Source organism: Confluentibacter citreus, from assembly GCF_002807055.1.
GTDB lineage: Bacteria > Bacteroidota > Bacteroidia > Flavobacteriales > Flavobacteriaceae > Confluentibacter > Confluentibacter citreus.
Genome location: NZ_NIXN01000001.1, coordinates 714584 through 733337, shown reverse-complemented (window position 1 = coordinate 733337; position 18754 = coordinate 714584). Strand labels below are relative to the sequence as shown.

Annotated in this window: 17 protein-coding genes; 4 read left to right on the top strand and 13 right to left on the bottom strand. The window is 33.8% G+C overall.

Going from position 1 to position 18754, the window contains the following annotated elements:
• Position 1 precedes the first annotated feature (1 nt).
• A complete protein-coding gene (pheS, locus tag CDH49_RS03200; protein ID WP_100613868.1) occupies positions 2 to 1021 on the bottom strand; it encodes a phenylalanine--tRNA ligase subunit alpha in 1020 nt (339 codons plus the stop codon).
• Positions 1022 to 1185: 164 nt separating this feature from the next.
• A complete protein-coding gene (locus tag CDH49_RS03195; RefSeq protein ID WP_100614472.1) occupies positions 1186 to 1542 on the bottom strand; it encodes a hypothetical protein in 357 nt (118 codons plus the stop codon).
• An 87-nt stretch (positions 1543 to 1629) separates the two neighbouring features.
• Here CDH49_RS03195 and CDH49_RS03190 point away from each other — a divergent pair, with 87 nt between their 5' ends.
• Entirely contained in the window at positions 1630 to 2160 is a 531-nt protein-coding gene (locus tag CDH49_RS03190) for a CvpA family protein (protein WP_100613866.1), read from the top strand.
• Positions 2161 to 2176: 16 nt separating this feature from the next.
• Here CDH49_RS03190 and CDH49_RS03185 read toward each other — a convergent pair whose 3' ends face one another.
• The 10 genes from CDH49_RS03185 to CDH49_RS03140 form a co-directional block, all read right to left on the bottom strand.
• Positions 2177 to 2803, bottom strand: coding sequence for a carbonic anhydrase (locus CDH49_RS03185; protein ID WP_100613864.1), 627 nt, complete (start codon positions 2801 to 2803; stop codon positions 2177 to 2179).
• A gap of 35 nt (positions 2804 to 2838) precedes the next feature.
• A complete protein-coding gene (locus CDH49_RS03180) occupies positions 2839 to 3588 on the bottom strand; it encodes an SH3 domain-containing protein (protein WP_100613862.1) in 750 nt (249 codons plus the stop codon).
• A gap of 1 nt (position 3589) precedes the next feature.
• Positions 3590 to 5359, bottom strand: a complete 1770-nt coding sequence (locus tag CDH49_RS03175) for a BatD family protein (RefSeq protein WP_239970560.1) — start codon at positions 5357 to 5359, stop codon at positions 3590 to 3592.
• Positions 5360 to 5441: 82 nt separating this feature from the next.
• Positions 5442 to 6218 (bottom strand): tetratricopeptide repeat protein, encoded by a 777-nt coding sequence (locus CDH49_RS03170; RefSeq protein ID WP_239970559.1) that lies wholly within the window; start codon positions 6216 to 6218, stop codon positions 5442 to 5444.
• 124 nt (positions 6219 to 6342) lie between these two features.
• On the bottom strand, positions 6343 to 7380 hold the full coding sequence (locus CDH49_RS03165; protein WP_100613859.1) for a vWA domain-containing protein: 1038 nt from the start codon (positions 7378 to 7380) through the stop codon (positions 6343 to 6345).
• 118 nt (positions 7381 to 7498) lie between these two features.
• On the bottom strand, positions 7499 to 8503 hold the full coding sequence (locus CDH49_RS03160) for a vWA domain-containing protein (RefSeq protein ID WP_100614470.1): 1005 nt from the start codon (positions 8501 to 8503) through the stop codon (positions 7499 to 7501).
• A complete protein-coding gene (locus CDH49_RS03155; RefSeq protein ID WP_394344562.1) occupies positions 8503 to 10146 on the bottom strand; it encodes a BatD family protein in 1644 nt (547 codons plus the stop codon). The genes CDH49_RS03160 and CDH49_RS03155 overlap by 1 nt, the downstream gene beginning before the upstream one ends.
• A 74-nt stretch (positions 10147 to 10220) precedes the next feature.
• On the bottom strand, positions 10221 to 11087 hold the full coding sequence (locus CDH49_RS03150) for a DUF58 domain-containing protein (protein WP_100613857.1): 867 nt from the start codon (positions 11085 to 11087) through the stop codon (positions 10221 to 10223).
• A 98-nt stretch (positions 11088 to 11185) separates the two neighbouring features.
• Complete coding sequence (locus CDH49_RS03145; RefSeq protein WP_100613855.1) at positions 11186 to 12187, bottom strand: AAA family ATPase; 1002 nt, start codon at positions 12185 to 12187, stop codon at positions 11186 to 11188.
• A 182-nt stretch (positions 12188 to 12369) separates the two neighbouring features.
• Positions 12370 to 13476: a DUF4382 domain-containing protein gene (locus tag CDH49_RS03140; protein ID WP_157805268.1), complete on the bottom strand. Its 1107-nt coding sequence runs from the start codon at positions 13474 to 13476 to the stop codon at positions 12370 to 12372.
• A 298-nt stretch (positions 13477 to 13774) separates the two neighbouring features.
• Between CDH49_RS03140 and CDH49_RS03135 the strand changes: the two genes are divergently transcribed.
• The 3 genes from CDH49_RS03135 to CDH49_RS03125 are packed head-to-tail and all read left to right on the top strand — an operon-like array spanning position 13775 to position 16134.
• Positions 13775 to 14527, top strand: coding sequence for an SDR family NAD(P)-dependent oxidoreductase (locus CDH49_RS03135; protein ID WP_100613852.1), 753 nt, complete (start codon positions 13775 to 13777; stop codon positions 14525 to 14527).
• A gap of 6 nt (positions 14528 to 14533) precedes the next feature.
• The gene (locus CDH49_RS03130; protein ID WP_239970555.1) at positions 14534 to 14959 is read left to right on the top strand and encodes a four helix bundle protein; all 426 of its coding nucleotides are present in this window, start codon (positions 14534 to 14536) and stop codon (positions 14957 to 14959) included.
• Positions 14960 to 15000: 41 nt separating this feature from the next.
• On the top strand, positions 15001 to 16134 hold the full coding sequence (locus CDH49_RS03125; protein WP_100613850.1) for an ATP-binding protein: 1134 nt from the start codon (positions 15001 to 15003) through the stop codon (positions 16132 to 16134).
• Between the two features lie 155 nt (positions 16135 to 16289).
• On the opposite strand, the gene CDH49_RS03120 is transcribed toward CDH49_RS03125, so the two are convergent.
• Positions 16290 to 18725, bottom strand: coding sequence for a helix-turn-helix domain-containing protein (locus CDH49_RS03120; protein WP_100613849.1), 2436 nt, complete (start codon positions 18723 to 18725; stop codon positions 16290 to 16292).
• Positions 18726 to 18754: the final 29 nt, after the last annotated feature.

Sequence of the window (18754 nt, the reverse complement as noted above, 5' to 3'; positions counted from 1 at the left end):
TTTATATGGATGATTTAAATTGTTCCAAAAACCTCACATCATTTTCACTCAATAAACGAATATCCCCTATTTGATGAAGTAACATAGCGATACGGTCAATGCCCATACCAAAAGCAAAACCAGAATATGTTTTAGAATCGATTTTACAGTTCTCCAAAACATTCGGATCTACCATACCGCAACCTCCAATTTCCAACCAGCCCGTGCCTTTTGTAATGCGGTAATCTGTTTCGGTTGCCAAGCCCCAATACACATCAATTTCTGCGCTTGGTTCCGTAAATGGGAAGTAGGATGGACGTAAACGTATTTTAGATTTCCCAAACATTTGGGTTGTAAAATATTGTAATGTTTGTTTTAAGTCGGCGAAACTCACATCTTTATCAATGTACAAACCTTCTACTTGATGGAAAAAGCAATGTGATCGTGCCGAAATAGCCTCATTTCTATAAACGCGCCCTGGTGAAATGGTGCGAATAGGTGGTTGGTTATTTTCCATGTAACGCACTTGCACAGAACTAGTGTGCGTACGCAATAAGATATCTGGATTGGTTTGAATAAAAAACGTATCCTGCATATCACGTGCTGGATGGTATTCTGGTAAATTTAATGCCGTAAAATTATGCCAATCGTCTTCAATTTCTGGTCCTTCACTCACGTTAAAACCAATATTTGAAAAGATATCAATCATTTGATTTTTTACAATAGAAATGGGATGACGTGCTCCTATTTGAATAGGATCTCCCGGACGAGATAAATCACCAGAAGTACCTTTTACAACTTCTTTGCTTTCAAGCTCTTCCTTTAATGCATTGACTTTGTCTTCAGCCGCTTTTTTAAGTGCGTTAATGACTTGTCCGAATTCCTTTTTTTGGTCGTTTGCCACATTTTTAAACTCAGCAAAATACTCGTTAAGCAATCCTTTTTTTCCTAAATATTTTATTCGGAAAGATTCAATCTCTTCTTTAGATTGTGCTGTAAAAGCTTCGGCTTCGGCTATAAGTTCTTTTATCTTATCTATCATAACATCCTAAAATGATGGCAAATTTAATTAAATTCTCGTCATTACGAGGGGGAACCGACAAAGTAATCTTTTAAAAAGTAATCTGATTAGAACGACAAGCTAAATTGTTAATGGATTCCTGCCTGCACAGGAAATCGAAGATTCGACGAAGTCAATGACAAAACCTAATCAATATACTCCGTTTCCAAAAAATAGTTAACAATGGCTTCCTTCATTAAAACCGATTGTTCGCCTGCTTTTAAATGTGGCAAAGTTGCCAATGCTTTATAGTGCGGCCAACCTTCATCATCTACAAAATCGAGTTCGTAATAGCCATAAGGCTTTAATAGCTTGCAAATGGCAATATGCATTAAATCCAGCTTTTGATCTTTTTTAAATGTCATACCTATCTGCCCAAGTTCTTGAACACCTATAAGGTAAATAATGGCATCTAAATCTAAGGTTTCCCCATCTGCAAATTGATTGGATAGTTTTTTTACTACCAAATCCCAGCGTTCTTTTAATTGTTCGTCTCTTGCCATTTCGTTAGTTGCAAAGTAAAAGGTTAAAAAAAGTTTCAAAGTTGAACTTTTGCAAAGTTAACTTATATTTGATAAAATATTTGCATTATGAGTATTTTGGATTTGATTTTACTTGCCTTACTAATTTTAGGATTGGTGCGTGGATTTGTAAACGGTTTTTTTGTGGAATTGGCTTCGGTAGTGGCTTTAATTGCTGGTATTTATGGGGCATTTCATTTTAGTAGTTACTTAGCTTCTTTTTTGAAGGATAGAGTCGAGTGGGAAGAAAATACGGTTAATATGGTGGCGCTTGTCGGCACTTTTGTCATTATTGTATTGATCATTGCTTTGGCGGGAAAAGCACTCACCAAAATAGCCGATTTTGCTATGCTTGGGCTTTTCAATAAAATTTTAGGCGCTGCTTTTGGTGGGTTAAAAACCGTATTGATATTAAGTGTGTTTTTAATTGTAGTGGATAAAATGAATGCCAATATTTTGTTTGTGACAGACAAAGACACGGAGGAATCTGTTCTTTACAATCCTGTAAAATCTATAGTCCCATCTATTTTTCCTAATATTATTGTAAACGGCAAACCCATAGGAGAAGACCTTGTTGAAGATGAGGGAAATGAAGAATAAAAAAATGCAGAGGACATTAGTCTAAATGATAAATCTCTCTGATGTTTTTAAGGATATCATCAAAATCTATTTTTAGATCGATAATTTTTCCCGTATGTACATCAAACACCCAACCATGTACCGTTAAACCACGTTCTCTTACTGCTTTTTGTACTGCCGATGTTTTTATAAGGTTTACACATTGCTCTTGAACGTTCAACTCAACAAGTCTGTCATACTTTTTTTCCTCATCAGAAATAATGTTCAATTCATTTTTATGAATTCTATAAACATCTCGAATATTACGTAACCACGGATTTAAAAGTCCTAAATCCACAGATTGCATGGCAGCTTTTACGCCTCCACAAGCATAATGCCCACAAACGATTATATGTTTTACTTTTAAAGAATCTACAGCATAATTCACGACTGACATGACGTTTAAATCGATGCTTATAACCATATTCGCTATATTTCGATGCACAAAAACTTCGCCCGGTTTTGCTCCCATGAGTTCTTCGGTAGACACACGACTATCTGAGCATCCTATATAAAGTAATTCTGGCGTTTGTCCTTTTCCTAAATCCTCAAAATAATTAGCATCAACGTCTAATTTCTCTTGAATCCATTTTTTGTTATTTTCGAATATGCTATCTATGTTCATTAAAATTTATTTGTTTTAAAGGTAACCTAATTAAATTAAAGTGCTTTTATATCTTCTTCGGGAATCCACCCCGTTTTTCCGTCGGCCAATTTGATTTTCTTCCAACTTTTAACGGTATCTAAAATATGAACTTTAGTTCCTTCATGAAGTGTAAACGATTCTTCGCTTCGTAAATTAGGTTCGGCCTTCACTTTACTTTCTTGAACAAAAACAATAGCGGGTTTCTCATTTTTATCTAAATTGAATTTATGAAAAGCTAGTGTTAAAGTAATGACTATTAGAAACAACGACACCATACTGCCTATAAAAGCCATTCGTTTTCTCAAGGAGGAGTAGGCAAAATAGTAGAATAGAAATAAGACAACAAAACAAAGAACCAAGACAACTGATGTTTTTGCCCAGCCATCAAACGTCATGTAATTCGTTATGTTATTTATAAGTTTGGATAATGCTGCCTCTGGAATGGCGTCAATAGCATCAATAGTCATGTTTCTAGCAAATGCTAAATTGTTTTTTATATCATTATCATTTGGAGCTAATTGTAACGCTTTTTCAAAATAATATATACTTGGTGCTACTTTATTTAATTTATAATAAGCATTACCCAAATTATAATATACTTCTGCCGAATGATTTTTTGTATCAATAATCGCTTTATAGGCCTCGATAGCTTCATTATATTTTCCCTGATTATAGAGCGTGTTGCCTTTTTCAAATAAGGCATTATTTTGCGCAAAACTAATTGTACTAAACAATAATGCTAGAATGTAAAATAGATGCTTCATTTTAACGGGCTTGTTTGTCAATTAATGAAATGGTTTTTGCAGCTTTCTCATAATCTTCCTGCATAGTAACTGCGGTAATAGGTGTATATCTAGCCAAATCACAATTCAACATAATATTGTTGAAGTCTGTCATCGTTGCAGTTTCAACTCCTCTCTCCAAAAGCAATTCGGTAATTTTATCTTTACTTAAATCACTAGTTTCTATATGCAATTTGGCTTTTAAATAATTGTGTAATGCTTTTTCCATAGCAATATAAAATTCTTCTTTTTTGCCAAGTGCTTTTTTAGCATTGCTTAAATATTTTTTAGCCAATTTATCGGCCATTCGTATTCTGTTTCCATATACATCGGCATCTCTGTCTGCTTTTTTCCGTCTTATCACGATCGCTAATGGAATTGCTAAAAACGGCAATAATAAAGCACTCCAAAATAATGGCGTTTTGAAAAAATAACTGGATGTCGTAGATGAAAAATTAGTTTGTGTTTTAATAAAAGCAAACTGGTCTTTATTTAAAACCACTTGTTGCTTTATGCTTCCAGAATTGGCATTAGCTACCGAGCCAGAAGCAGGACCTTCTAAAACATCAATAACTATTTCGCTGGAATTTAAAGTTTTATAGGTTTCTGTTTTTGGATCGAAATATGAAAACGAAATACTCGGGATGGGGTATTTCCCTTTGTACTGAGGAACTATAGTGTATGTGTCTGCAATACGTCCTTGCATACCAGCCAAATCGGTTTTAACATTCTCATTGTGTTCGGGTTCATAAACCTCTAATGAACTTGGCAAGGTTAACTTAGGCACATTGAATAATTTTAAATTACCATTTCCTGTAACCTCAACAGTTGCTTGTAACGATTCGGAAGCGTCCAACTGTGTTTTTGTAGTAGATACTTTAAAATCAAAATTGCCTACAGCTCCAGTAAAATCAATCGGTTTTCCAGTCTCTGGTAATGGCCTAACGTTAATGGTTTTATTGCCGGCAGTGATCGTTCTTTTAATTTTTTTAGTTAACACATTGCCAAAGATATCTCGCCTATTTGTTGGTACTATTACGGTAACATCAATGCTTAATGGTTCTATGTCCAACTTACCTGTTTTTTGAGGATATAATACGGTTTTGCGCCAAACTAAAAACCGATATTCTTCACCATTGAAAGTTCCCACCTGAACCCTTTGACCTTGGCTATCAATATTCTGACTCCAAAAATCATTATACCTTGGGCTGCTTATTTCACGCGAATCTTCCACACCTGTGCTTGGTGAAACGTAAAGTTTATAAACAACTGTAATGGCTTCATTTAAATACGGATTTGTTTTTGAAACTTCAGCAACCAAATGAACTGTTTCTTCAGCAAGATAATCTGGGTCGTTAGGGTCTTTAGGAATATCTATAGCTGAAGTTACTGTAATTTTAATTGGTGTTGTTTTATAGGTTTCTCCATCAATACTAATGGAGGCTTGACTTATGGTGAAATTTCCTTGTTGCTTTGGTGCTAAAAAATAACTGTAGGTTTTATGATACGATCTTACCCCGTTAATCCATGAATTACTAACCGATTGATTTGGACCACCTACAACCCTAAAATCTGAAAAGTCCGGTGGATTAAAATTATCCCCATCTTGATTCATTTCAAAATCAATTCGTAAACGTTCATTAACACCAAGCCTATTCTTGCTAACCTTTGCCTCAAATTTTACCTGAGCAAACATGATGCTTGTTGCAAGCAGTATAATTAATAACGATATGTGTTTTATTAGCTTTATCATACATTTACGATTTTCGAATTACAGATTACGAATGTGACTTAGAGTAAAATCAATGTTCGATACCTGTAATTCGTAATTCGTTTTACCAATCCTTTTCTGTTTTTACTTTAACGCCTTTTTGTTTTTCGGCATTTATTTTTTCCTGAACTTTCTGTTCTTGATTGTTCATGGCCTCTAAAATATTTTTTATTTGTTGAGGAGATAATTGGCCTGGCTGAGGCTTTGGTTGTTGAGGTTCTTTATTGTCCTTTTCATCTTTCGGTTGACCTTGGTCATCCTTTTTATCGTCACTTTCCTTTTTGTCTTGGTCGTTTTGGCCCTTATCATCCTCTTTGTTATCGCCCTTATCTTTATTATCGTCCTTTTTGTCTTGGTCTTTTTTATCCTCTTTGTCGTCTTTGTTCTCGTCGTCTTTATTTTGGTCTTTTTGCTGTTCGGCACACTCCTTTGCTAAAGCTAAATTATAACGTGTTTCATCGTCTGTAGGGTCATTTCTCAAAGCGCTTTTATAAACCTCGACAGCTTCCTTGCACTTTTTGTTTTTCATTAAAATATTTCCCATATTATGAAAAGCTTTGTGTTTTTCCTCTTTGGAAGTTGCAATCTTTGAAGCTTGTTCAAGTCGATATAACGCCTCTTCGTAATTTTTACTTTTATAATATGAATTTCCTAGATTATAGATGCCGGCCGTTGTAGTTGGTCGTTCTGAAATAGCTTTTCTGTACTCCATTTCGGCCGAAACAAAATCATCTTTATCTGCCAATAATGTATTGCCTTCGTACACATAATTATTGGCGTTTCTTATCGCTTTCACATCTTCCTTCTCTTGCTCTTGTGCAAAAGAAAATGATGTTATCATTAATATTACTATAAAAATCGATTTGTTCATACTTCTTTAATTCTTCATACCAAGATATAAAACCTTGGTTTTTTGTTAGTTAAAAAATTTATAAAATAAAAACTTAATTTATTGTTTGTATAAACTAAAAATTCTCATTGAATAAATTCAATTTTTTTAACCAAGCTGTTTTTCGTTCCAACAAAAAAATATCTAAAAGCAAAAAGAAAATACCAAAACCTAAAAACCATTGAAATTGACTTTTAAAATCGGCGTATTGTTTGGTTTCAAACTCGGTTTTATCCATTTGATTTAATATGTCTCCAATATTTTTTACAACGTCACTAGTATTTTTTCCATTTATGTATGCCCCATTTGCAACATCAGCAATGTCTTGAAGCGTTTCTTCGTTCAATTTTGTAATGACTGTTTGTCCATCATTATCTTTTTTATAATTTAAAATAATGCCATTCTTTTTTTCTGGAATAGGGCCTCCTTTTACATCGCCCACACCTATGGTAAAAATTCGAATACCTTCCTCGCTGGCTGCTTCCGCCATGGCAACAGCTTCTTCGCTATGATCTTCTCCATCAGAAATAATAATCAGCACTTTATTGGTTTGCTCGTCATCATCAAAATAAGTTTGCGATAGTTTAATGGCTTCATTTATAGCCGTTCCTTGAGACGACATCATGTCTGTGTTCATGTTATTCAAAAACATTTTTGCCGCTGCATAATCTGTTGTAATGGGCAATTGTGGAAATGCTTTGGCTGCATAAGCAATAATGCCAATGCGGTCGCTTGCCAAATTATTTATGATTTGAGTAACCAATTGCTTAGATTTATCCAATCTATTTGGTGCGATATCTTCTGCCAACATACTTTTAGATACATCAATGGCAAAAACAATATCAACACCTTCGCGTTTAATGGTTTCTAATTTTGTGCCAATTTTTGGATTTACTAACGCCATAGCCAAACATGCGAAAGCTAAACACAATACACTAATTTTTAAAATTGATTTAAATACGGACTTATTTGGACTTAACCTGTTAAGTAATTGTTTGTCAGCAAATTTTTTTTGCGTTCTGTATTTCCAAATTTGAAGCATCAAAAAAATGAGGATTATAACAGGAATAATCCCTAAAACCCAAAACCATATTTTTTCATCTAGTTGATACATTGTTGTTTGTCTTTTTTTTGTGGATTTGTTTAGTTGTCCTATGCCACGAATTCACTAATCTTTTATCTGTTTTCTTTTGCCTAACATCTAACAGCTTTTGTCTTTTGTCTATCTTCTACTAAACAAAGCTTCTAAACAGCGTATTTCTTAGCAGAAATTCCAAAAACAGCAACCCTAATGCTAAAAGCACTAATGGCCGATACAGCTCTTGATAATTTGAATATTTAAATTCTTCAATGTCTGTTTTTTCCAACTTATTAATTTCACTATAAATTTCTTCTAACTTTTGATTATTGGTAGCTCTAAAATAGATGCCTCCTGTTGCTTTTGCAATTTCTTTTAACAAGGTTTCATCTATCTCTACTTGTACACGGGCATATTGCAACTCGCCTCTAGCGTCTATACCAACAGGCGACAAAGCCATTCCGTTAGAACCTAAACCTATGGTATATACTTTAATGCCATATTCAACCGCCAGTTCACTCGCTATTTTTGGGTCTATAAATCCTGAATTGTTTACACCATCTGTTAGTAATATAATAATTCTACTTTTAGCTTTACTGTCTTTTAAACGGTTAACGGCTGTTGCTAAACCCATACCAATCGCTGTTCCACCTTCAATAACAGTATTGTATTTAATATCATTTAAAGAACGTAAAACAATGGCTTTATCGCTAGTAATGGGCGTTTTTGTATAACTTTCGCCAGCATATTCTACTAAGCCTATTCTATCATTTGGCCGTCCTTTTATAAACTCCGCCGCTACTTCTTTTAAAGCATCCAATCTATTAGGAGACAAATCTTTGGCAAGCATACTGGCAGACACATCAATGGACATGACAATATCTATACCTCTTGTTGTTTTCGTTTTGGTTGATACGTCAACCGTTTGTGGCCGAGCCAAAGCAGTAATCAATAATGCCAATGCCAATAAACGCAATACAAATAATACATGCTTAAATTTTGGCAAGGCCGAGCTAGTTATTTTAAAACCTTTTAAACTGGATATTTTAAGTTCGGCTGTTTGGTTTTTATGCTTCAGTATATACCACAGAAGAGCGAAGGGCAAAGCCAACAACAACCAAAAAAATTCTTTATTTACAAAGTCTATTCCTTCAAACATCATTCCTCAGCTTTTTTAAGTTCGACTGAATTTAAAATACGCTCTACCATCTCATCGGCATACACATCATTTTGTCGCCATGATATTGTAACTTGTTGAATGATTTGATTATTAGCAACAAAGCTTAATAACACATACTTACCATCAATGAAATTTTGAGTCCCAGGTAATGGATATTGTAATGTACCTGAGGTTTTAACCCCATCGGCACCATTTGGGGTGGAAAACTTTTCATTATGTGTTAAAATATTTCTTGCGCCTTGGCTTTCTAATGTTTTCAAATTGCCTTCTATCGCCTTGTTTATATCTAAACTATCTTGCGCTTGAGCTAATGTGCTGGTTGAAACCAATAAGGTAAACTGACCCCGTTTTTCAAAACCGAAAGTTGTAAGTTTCATTTTTCCTTGATAATCATCAGGAATTTTTACTTCAAAACGCTTTAAAACTTCGGGTGTTGAAATTGTTATTGGAGGAAAACCATACTCACTAGTTACCCAATCACCTTCCAACAATTCTTTGGTATCATGGCCAATGATGGTGTCTTTTACATAACTGAAACCATACTTTATTGAAAATCCTGTAATGGTAGCAAACAATAGAAAAACACATATTGCCACCGTGACAATCATCTTTTTACGTTTGGCTTTACGTTCCAGTTCTTCCTTATATTTAGCATCCAAAAGTTTTTCTTCTTCTGTTGGTTCAGGCAGTGCTTCCTTAACATGGTCTATTTCCATATCAATGGTATTTCTGTCCATTTTTGCCAATTCAATGTCTGGAGCAGATTTGGCGAACTTAACCAAATCGGCACGCTTTAAGATGCTTTCCAAATTTCTAATATCTTCTTTACTAATGTCTATTTGGTTGCCTTCTTTTAATAAATTTAAGCGGTTTATAAGTTCGTCTGTAGTACTTTCTAAAGCTCTATCATAAACCTTTTCATCCAAATATCTTCTGATGATGAAAGTCAATTCAGAATAATAATCTTTTATCGCCTCGTTTTCAAGATAATTAGATTCATCTAACTTTTTCAATGCCAGTTTTGCTCTATCATAAGGTGGAAGCAATGCTATTTGCTCTGCTTCCGTGAGTGGTTTTTTTCGCCAAATAAACCAATACAATAATCCGCCAACAATAGCTAACGGTAGTAAAATATAAAGTAAATATTTCCACCAATCGCTCCCTATTTCCTTAACCTCAATAATGGGTTTAATATCATATAATCCTTGTTTAAGGGTATCTACAACGATGGTGTTTACCTCAACTTTTAAAGAATCGGTTAAAAATGTTTTATCACTAATAATAATTTTTTGCCTTGGAATGGTGTACGTTCCAGAATCAAACTGGGTTAATCCATATTTTTTTATAAGGTTGTATTTGTCCTTATTCTTAATGGTATCTATGGGATAGGAGTCAATCATTTCCATAGGCATAAACGTTTGCCCTTCTGGAAATACTACTAAATTACCTGGATTGGTTTCAACTTCAATTTTATATATAATTTGTTCGCCAATTTTGATTTTCGTAGAATCTATGGATGACTTTACTTGTGAAAAGGAGGTAAAAGAAAATAGAAAAAAGAAAAAAGACCAAAGACCAAAGACCAAAGACCGATGACCGGTGTGCAATGAACCAAGACCCAAGACCCAAGACCTCTTCCAATAAAATATAACATTTTCAAACTTCAAACTTCTCACTTTTAACTTTTAACTTAAAATTATCCTCTTCTTTTAAAATACCCCAACATTTTTTTTACGTAGCTTTCGTCCACACGACAATCAATGGTACCTGCTCCTGATTTTGTGAAACAATCTTTAAAATAGTTCACTTTTTCTTGATAGTACTTCCCATAATTCAACCTTATTGCTTTCGATGATGTGTTTACAAGCATCAACTCGCCTGTTTCTTCATCTTCCATTTGTACCATGCCTAAATTTGGCATCTCTTCTTCACGCTTATCGTAAACTCGAATGCCTGTTACATCATGTTTGCCCGAAACAATTTTCATGGTTTGCTGGTAATCGTCTGCAATAAAATCGGATAGTACAAATACAATGGCCTTTTTTTTCATCACATTCGATAAAAACTTTAAGGCTTCCGCTAAGTTAGTTCGTTTACTTTCTGGTTTAAACTCAATAAGTTCCCGAATGATGCGAAGCACGTGCGAACGTCCTTTTTTTGGCGGAATATAAAGTTCTACTTTATCTGAAAATAGAATCAACCCAATTTTATCATTATTCTGTGTTGCAGAGAACGCCAACGTTGCAGCTATTTCGGTAACTATGTCGTTTTTAAATTGTTCGACAGTACCGAACATTTCAGAACCCGAAATATCTACCATGAGCATCATGGTAAGCTCGCGTTCTTCTTCAAAAACTTTTACAAATGGCTCACTATATCTGGCGGTAACGTTCCAGTCTATATTTCTAACATCATCCCCAAATTGATATTGACGCACCTCACTAAAAGTCATACCTCGTCCTTTGAAGGTAGAATGATATTCACCTCCAAAAATATGATCAGACAATCGGCGTGTCTTAATCTCTATTTTCCGTACTTTTTTTAGTAATTCTTTAGTATCCATCTTTTAGTAAACAGTTTACAGTCGCAGTTTGCAGTAAATTATATTCAGTTTCCAGTAAACAAAGAAACTGATTACTGCCACTGAATAGTGTAAACTAATTAAGGTACTTCTATTTCGTTTATAATCTTATTGATGATATCTACGGAAGTCACGTTTTCGGCTTCTGCCTCGTAAGTAATGCCTATTCTATGTCTTAAAACATCGTAAACTACGGCACGAACATCTTCTGGAATCACGTAGCCACGACGTTTAATAAACGCATAACATTTTGCTGCGGTTCCTAAATTGATACTTCCACGAGGGGACGCTCCAAAAGAAATTAAGGGTTTTAAATCGGCAAGTTTATATTTTTCTGGATAACGTGTTGCGAAAATAATATCAAGAATGTATTTTTCAATTTTCTCGTCCATGTAAACCTCACGAACGGCTTTTTGAGCATTTAAAATTTGTTCTACAGATACAACAGGATTTACTTTATCCCAACTACCTTTCATATTCGCTCTCATGATTAATTGCTCTTCTGCGATTTTCGGATAATCAATCACTGTTTTAAGCATAAAACGGTCTACTTGTGCTTCAGGCAGTGGGTAGGTTCCTTCTTGCTCTACAGGATTCATAGTTGCCATTACTAAAAACGGTTTGTCAAGTTTAAAGGTTTCATCACCAATAGTGACTTGCTTTTCTTGCATGGCCTCCAATAATGCCGATTGCACTTTTGCTGGCGCACGGTTAACCTCGTCTGCTAACACAAAGTTGGCAAAAATAGGCCCTTTTTTAATAGAGAAGTCATTGAGCTTCATGTTATAGATTAATGTTCCCGTAACATCTGCCGGCAATAAATCGGGTGTAAACTGTATTCTACTAAAACTTCCATGAACGGCTTGCGCTAAGGTATTAATAGCCAATGTTTTTGCTAATCCTGGAACACCTTCCAATAAAATATGTCCCTGTCCCAATAAACCAATTAGTAATCGTTCGACCATATGTTTTTGTCCAACAATAACTTTGTTCATTTCTAACATAAGTAAATCAACAAAAGCACTTTCTCTTTCAATTTTTTCGTTAATAGATCTAATATCAATTGTACCTGATTCTTCCATCATTTTTTAGTTTTTTAAAGCCCGAATATACTGACCTTATTCGAGTCATGCAAATTGTTAAAATTTTTCTTGGTTTGCTGTTAATAATTGGTTAAATGTTAAAATTTGGGTGCGTTAATTATAGGTTAAAAAAAAGAGCATGGCCTAGGCCATGCTCTTTTTTTAATTTTAAAAGTTAATGATTATTCTGCTACTAAAGTAACATTTTCCATAGTAGTTTCCACACCTGTTACTACATTAACTTCAATAGCTTGAGAAACAAAATTAGCAGCGCTAATAGTGACTATATATGTTCCAACAGGGACATCTTCAAAAAGGAATTCACCATTTTCATTTGAATCCATTGTCGCTATAATCTCATCAGTATCTTTATTTTTTAAAGAAACGGATACCACAATATCGTTGGTTACATCTCCACTTATAGAACCAGGTGTAAGCATTAGCTCTATGGGGTCTGAAATTGTTGTAATTTCACCATTAACTACTGTCACGTTTGCTGCACTCCCTGAAGCGTAATCGGAATCCTCATCTAATGGCGTTACAATAACTTCATAAGTTCCTGCTGGAACGCCCCATAATGCAAAAGCACCTGATTCATCGGTTAAAGCAGATATTACGAAATCATCCTCTGTTTCAGGCGTTCCTTTGTCATCAACTAATACAGATGCTGTAGAAGGCACATCGTTAGGTGTAACCGTTCCCTCAATAATTCCAGAACTAACCTCTGTACTTAGATATAAAACGGGCTTTAAAATAATATTATTTGAATCCCCGCTCATTACAATAGATTTTTCTACATCAAAATCTAAAACAAAGTCATAAGTAAACCCTTCTTCTATGACAGCATTTGTTTTAAGTTTTAAACCAGATTGCTGTGCACTTGGTGTTTTAAGTTCAAATTCCTCATCAATTGCTTGGTCGTTTTCAATAACAATAGTATTTCCATCACCTAATACCAACCTCATTTGTTTTAAAGTTCCGGCTGGTATGGGAAATCTATCGACTAATACTTTACTAACTCCACCAGTAAAATCTAAAAGGTTTACTGTTTCATTTTGTGCTTCAAGGGATATCCATCCACTTTCATCATCACTGTCATCGTCCATTTTAATCATCACATCAACTACCTCAACATTAACGGCTTTAAAATCACCAGGTGAATCAACCAATCTTACAGAAATTGTAGGATCTAAGGCACTGGGACTTTTGCCCGATTCTTCATCACACGAAAAAAATGTTACCAATAAAAGTGAAAAAACAACTAGTTTTAATTTCATAAATGCTTTCATAAGTTTTTGTTTTTTAAATTCATAGTAACTGTATATACGTGTAAACAAATAGTTGTAGATTTTATTCTTTAATCCTACCAATTATTTAATTTGCAATACATTAAAATTCAGTTATTTAAATACTAAAAAATATATGCCAAATATTAATGACATAAATACTGACAGGTAAGCTTCATAAGAAACTCTAATAGCAAACAATTTTAAAATATTTAACCAGTTTTAAGTATTTTTATAATTTGAATTACATAAACCATCCTTATTCTAAGAAGATTATCTACAAAAGTTATATATTGAATAAATGACAAAAACTGCTCTCATTACAGGTGCAACAAGTGGTATAGGGAAAGCTACAGCTTATGAATTTGCCAAACATAATGTTAATCTAATTCTATGCGGAAGAAGGCAAGAAAGATTAACCTCCATAAAAAAGGATTTAGAAAAACTTACCAAGGTTCACATCCTAAATTTTGACGTAAGCAATAAAATTGAAACGTTTAAAGCCATTGAATCAATCCCAGAAGATTTTAAACATATTGATATTCTTATAAATAATGCAGGAAATGCCCATGGCTTAGACCTCATACAATCTGGGAATATGGATGATTGGGATGCCATGATGGATATTAACGTTAAAGGTTTGCTATATGTTAGTAAAGCTATTATGCCCCAGATGATAGATAGAAAATCTGGACACATTATTAATATTGGCTCATCTGCAGGCAAGGAAGTGTATCCAAAAGGCAATGTGTATTGTGGTAGTAAACATGCTGTTCTGGCTATTACTGAAGGGATGCGCATAGACTTAAATCCGTTTGGCATTAAAGTATCGGCAGTAAACCCAGGTGCCGTAGAAACTGAATTTTCAAAAGTTCGATTTAAAGGTGCTAAAATAGCTGATGATGTTTATAAAGGTTTTGATGCTTTGCAAGCCGAAGATATTGCAGAGATCATCTATTTTGTAGTTTCAAGGCCCAACCATGTTAATATTGCCGATTTGTTGGTATTTCCAACGGCGCAAGCTAGTTGTACTATTGTGAAAAAGGAATTATGAATATGAATGCCATTATTTATTTTTATTGATTATTCAAGTAATATGGCGCACCACAGTTCATTTGAAAGTTTAGAGATTTATAAAGAAGCAACCCTATTTAGTGATGCTATTTGGGAAATTATCTGCAATACTTCTTTGAATAAAGATTATAAATTAAGAGAACAAATTAATGGCTCTTCTGGTTCGATAATGGATAATATTGCCGAAGGGTTTGGCAGAGGCGGAAACAAAGAATTCATCATGTTTTTGAGTTATTCACGTGGGTCTTGTAGCGAAAGCAAGTCGCAATTATTAAGATGTTTTCGACGGAATCATATAGATGAAACCACTTTCAACAAACTTAATAATGATGCTGAAAATTTAATAAATCAATTATCAAAATTTATCAATTATCTTAAAAGCTCCGAACGTAAGGGCTCAAAATTTGATTGAAATCAAATAAAGAATAAAAATAAAGAATAGACAATCTCCAAATGATTAACAAACGCCTACTTATAAAACACCTTTTGGCCCATAACGACGAAAACAGTTTTTATGACAAAAAACTAAGAGTTGATATTAGCCAAAAAGAAGGAAAGGCCAAGTTTTTAAAACATATTTGTGCACTGTCTAACAGTAATCCGAAAAACAACTCATATATTGTTATTGGTGTGGACGACTCAAACAACACCATCGTTGGCGTCGATTTTTTTGATGACAGTAAAATACAAAATCTCATTAATGCCTATTTAACAAACGCGCCCATCGTGCAATACGAGAATATTCCGTTTCCGCATTTACCAGACGATAAAGTTGTTGGATTGGTTACTATAAGAGCAACTGGTAAAATTACGTCTTTACGGAAAAATATTTGGAAATATTACGGTGGCTCTGTATTCTTTAGAGATGGCAGCATGAGCATGCCCAAAGTGTTTGATATTGAGATTAAAGACATCAACTCCAAAATTGTTGAAGCTATTGAAAACAATGCTCAAAACAACATAGAACATACTCTAAATGGTGTCTTCGAGTTTTTAAAAAAGCGCGTGGACTATAACCCGCAATATAAAGTTTTTAAGGAATACTTTGTTTTGTGTTGGTCTGGGCAAAAAAAGATAGTTAAAAAAGAGGTTTATTATTCCAGAGTAGATATTGAACTTATAAACGAACAGGTAAGATTGTTTTTTTCCACATTAGATGAAGTTTCCATTTTTTATGATGAAGACACTTTTAAAATTATTGAATATGTACAACTTGGGTTTCATAATAATTATAAATTTTATCCTTTAGAAGAAACCATCATTAATTTTGAAAATAATGCAAATTATACCATTGATACAACCTTAATATTTGAAGCACCTCAATTTGATAAAAAAACACTATTCCATATTTATAATAGTAACAATGCTATCTTAGAAAAACTTAAAAAAGGACTGACCCTTACTGCTAGTGAAGAAAATGACTTAAAAAATTTACCGGGCACTTACTTAATTTGTTACCTAAATTTATTTCACGAAGCTATTGATAAACTTAATGAAGTGAAACCATATTTAAAAAATCATAGTGACAGTTTATACAATATTCACAAAGAGACTATGCGGATTTTGAGAAAAGTGAAATATAGTTAAGGCTAAAATTTATTTTACATTTATTTAACTTTAAATTCAACTCAACATATCAAAAGTATTCAAATAATAATTATCTTCGTAGAGCTATTAATCATTTATATATACCTTGTCTTCCCCTAAAACAACTGGATCGGAGACAAGGTTTTTTTTGATCTTTATTTCAACAACTCCAAATTATTAGCAACCATTCGTATATCGTTATACGTGAATTTATCATCAATTTTATTTTTAAGTTCCGATAAACTATCAAAAGTAGTTTGCTGCATGATTTGTTTAAGTTCCTCATACGTTTCCTTAGGCATTAAATCTGTTATTTTAATGTCTCCTGATGGAATAAAATGTGCCAAATGTCCTTGAATGGTTGTTTCTACAAAATTCCGTTCTTTGGCAATTTCAGAAATAGACAATCCTCTTTTAAACATTTCAAGCGATACTTTTTTTGTGTCTTCTTTTTTAGGTTTTTCTTTTTTGATAAGAATGGTATTGGCGTCTATAGAATTAGCGGCGCAATATGCTTTAATAATATCCAAAATTTCCACTCCATATTTTTCCACTCTCACTTTCCCCATGCCATTTACAGCGAGCAACTGTTTATTGTTTGTAGGAAGCATTTCGCATAAATCGTACAAAGATTTTTGAGTAAATATAACATAAGGCGGTACGTTTTCGGTATCGGCAAATGCTGTGCGCAAAGCTTTTAATCGTTCAAATAAAACAGGATGTTCCGTGGTGTCTTTACGCTCTTTTTTAACGGGGATTGTTTTGGACTTTTGTAAAACTGATTTGGCTCTTAACTCTAAATATTTTAAGCTGCTATAACGGTCTTTTAAGCCATTCAAACAATATAATTTAGTTGCTAATTGGTCTTCAATAGCATCTAAATGGTTATTAATTTCTTTATCAACTTCCTTGTTTTCGGTCGCAAATGTTAGAGTGTTTAAAGGCGTTTTAATAAAGTCTTCTGTATGCGTAATGAAATATGCCAACGCTTTATTGATTCTTTCTTGAATAACAGTATTCTTCTCTGGTGCCATAACATCAACGCTCAACGCTTTTAACTGAGCCATAAAACTGGTATTTAGTTTTAGTAATTTAGTTATTCCTTCCTCTTTTATGATACTTAAAGGTTCAGCAATACGACCTTTTAAACTACTGGAATTTTTATAATACACATCTAAAAGTCTATTTATAGGATGCAAAAACGCATGATAATTAAGCAATTCTTCAATCAAACTAAGTTGATATATTTTTTGGGATTCATTTAAAACAGTCTCGTTTGGAGGGTTATTTTCAACCGTTTCGGTAAACGATGTTACGCGCATATCGTTAATAATACTGCTCTTTTCAATGGGGAATTTTAAAACAATGCCTTCAAGCGTTTTACATCTACTCAATGCCACATATGTTTGACCATGCGCAAAGGATGCTTGTGCATCAATAATTGCTTTTTCAAAGGTAAGTCCCTGACTTTTATGAATGGTTATCGCCCAAGCGAGTCGTAACGGTATTTGCAAATACCTGCCCACAATGTTTTCTGAAATTTTTTTAGTTTCTGGATCGATGCTATAATTGATATTTTCCCAAAGTTCTGGAGTCACCATAATATCAAAATCATCTCCTTGGCATCTTACGGTAATTTCTTCTTTATCTAAATGAATAATTTTGCCTATTTTCCCATTAAAATAACGTTTTTCGGGTGTGCTATCGTTTTTTACAAACATGACCTGAGCTCCCTTTTTTAGCTCTAACATTTCATGGGTTGGATACGAATACTCAGGAAAAGTACCATCTACCTCAGCTTTATAGAAATAGCTTCGGTCTTTGATTTTTTGCAACTCCAGATCATTCATCTCGTTGGCTCTATTGTTATGAGTAGTCAGTGTGATATAGCCATCGTTCTTATCTGGAACAAAATCAGAAATATAACGTTCATTTAAAAGTGTAGCCGATTGGTTTGTGAGTTTATTATTTCTGATTTCATTCAAAATTTTAATAAATACCTCATTATCTTGCCTGTAAATATGTTTTAGCTCAATGCTAATCGGGTTACAGCTTTTAAATACTTTACTACTAAAAAAATAGGGTGTTTCATAGTAGGTTTTTAGTAAATCCCATTCATGGTCTTTCACAACTGGAGAAAGTTGCTGTAAGTCACCAATCATGAGCACCTGCACGCCCCCAAAAACCTTTGTTCTGTCCTTGTATCGTTTTAAAACAGCGTCAATGCCATCTAATAAATCTGCCCGAACCATACTAATTTCATCAATAATCAGCAGGTCTAGCGATTTTATAATATCAATTTTGGTTTTATTGAATTTCCTTTGAAAACCGGTCTCTTTATTCTGAAATCCAGCTTCCTCAGGCAAAATAGGACCAAAAGCCATTTGAAAAAATGAATGTATGGTAACCCCTTTAGCATTAATAGCGGCAACACCCGTAGGAGCAACCACCACCAATCTTTTAAAGGATTTCTCTTTTAACTTATGCAAAAACGTCGTTTTTCCTGTACCTGCTTTTCCTGTTAAAAATACATTTCTATCTGTTTTTTCAACGAAATCCCACGCTAATTCAAGTTCTATATTTTTAGGCATTTTCTTTAATTAGTATAAAACAAATATAA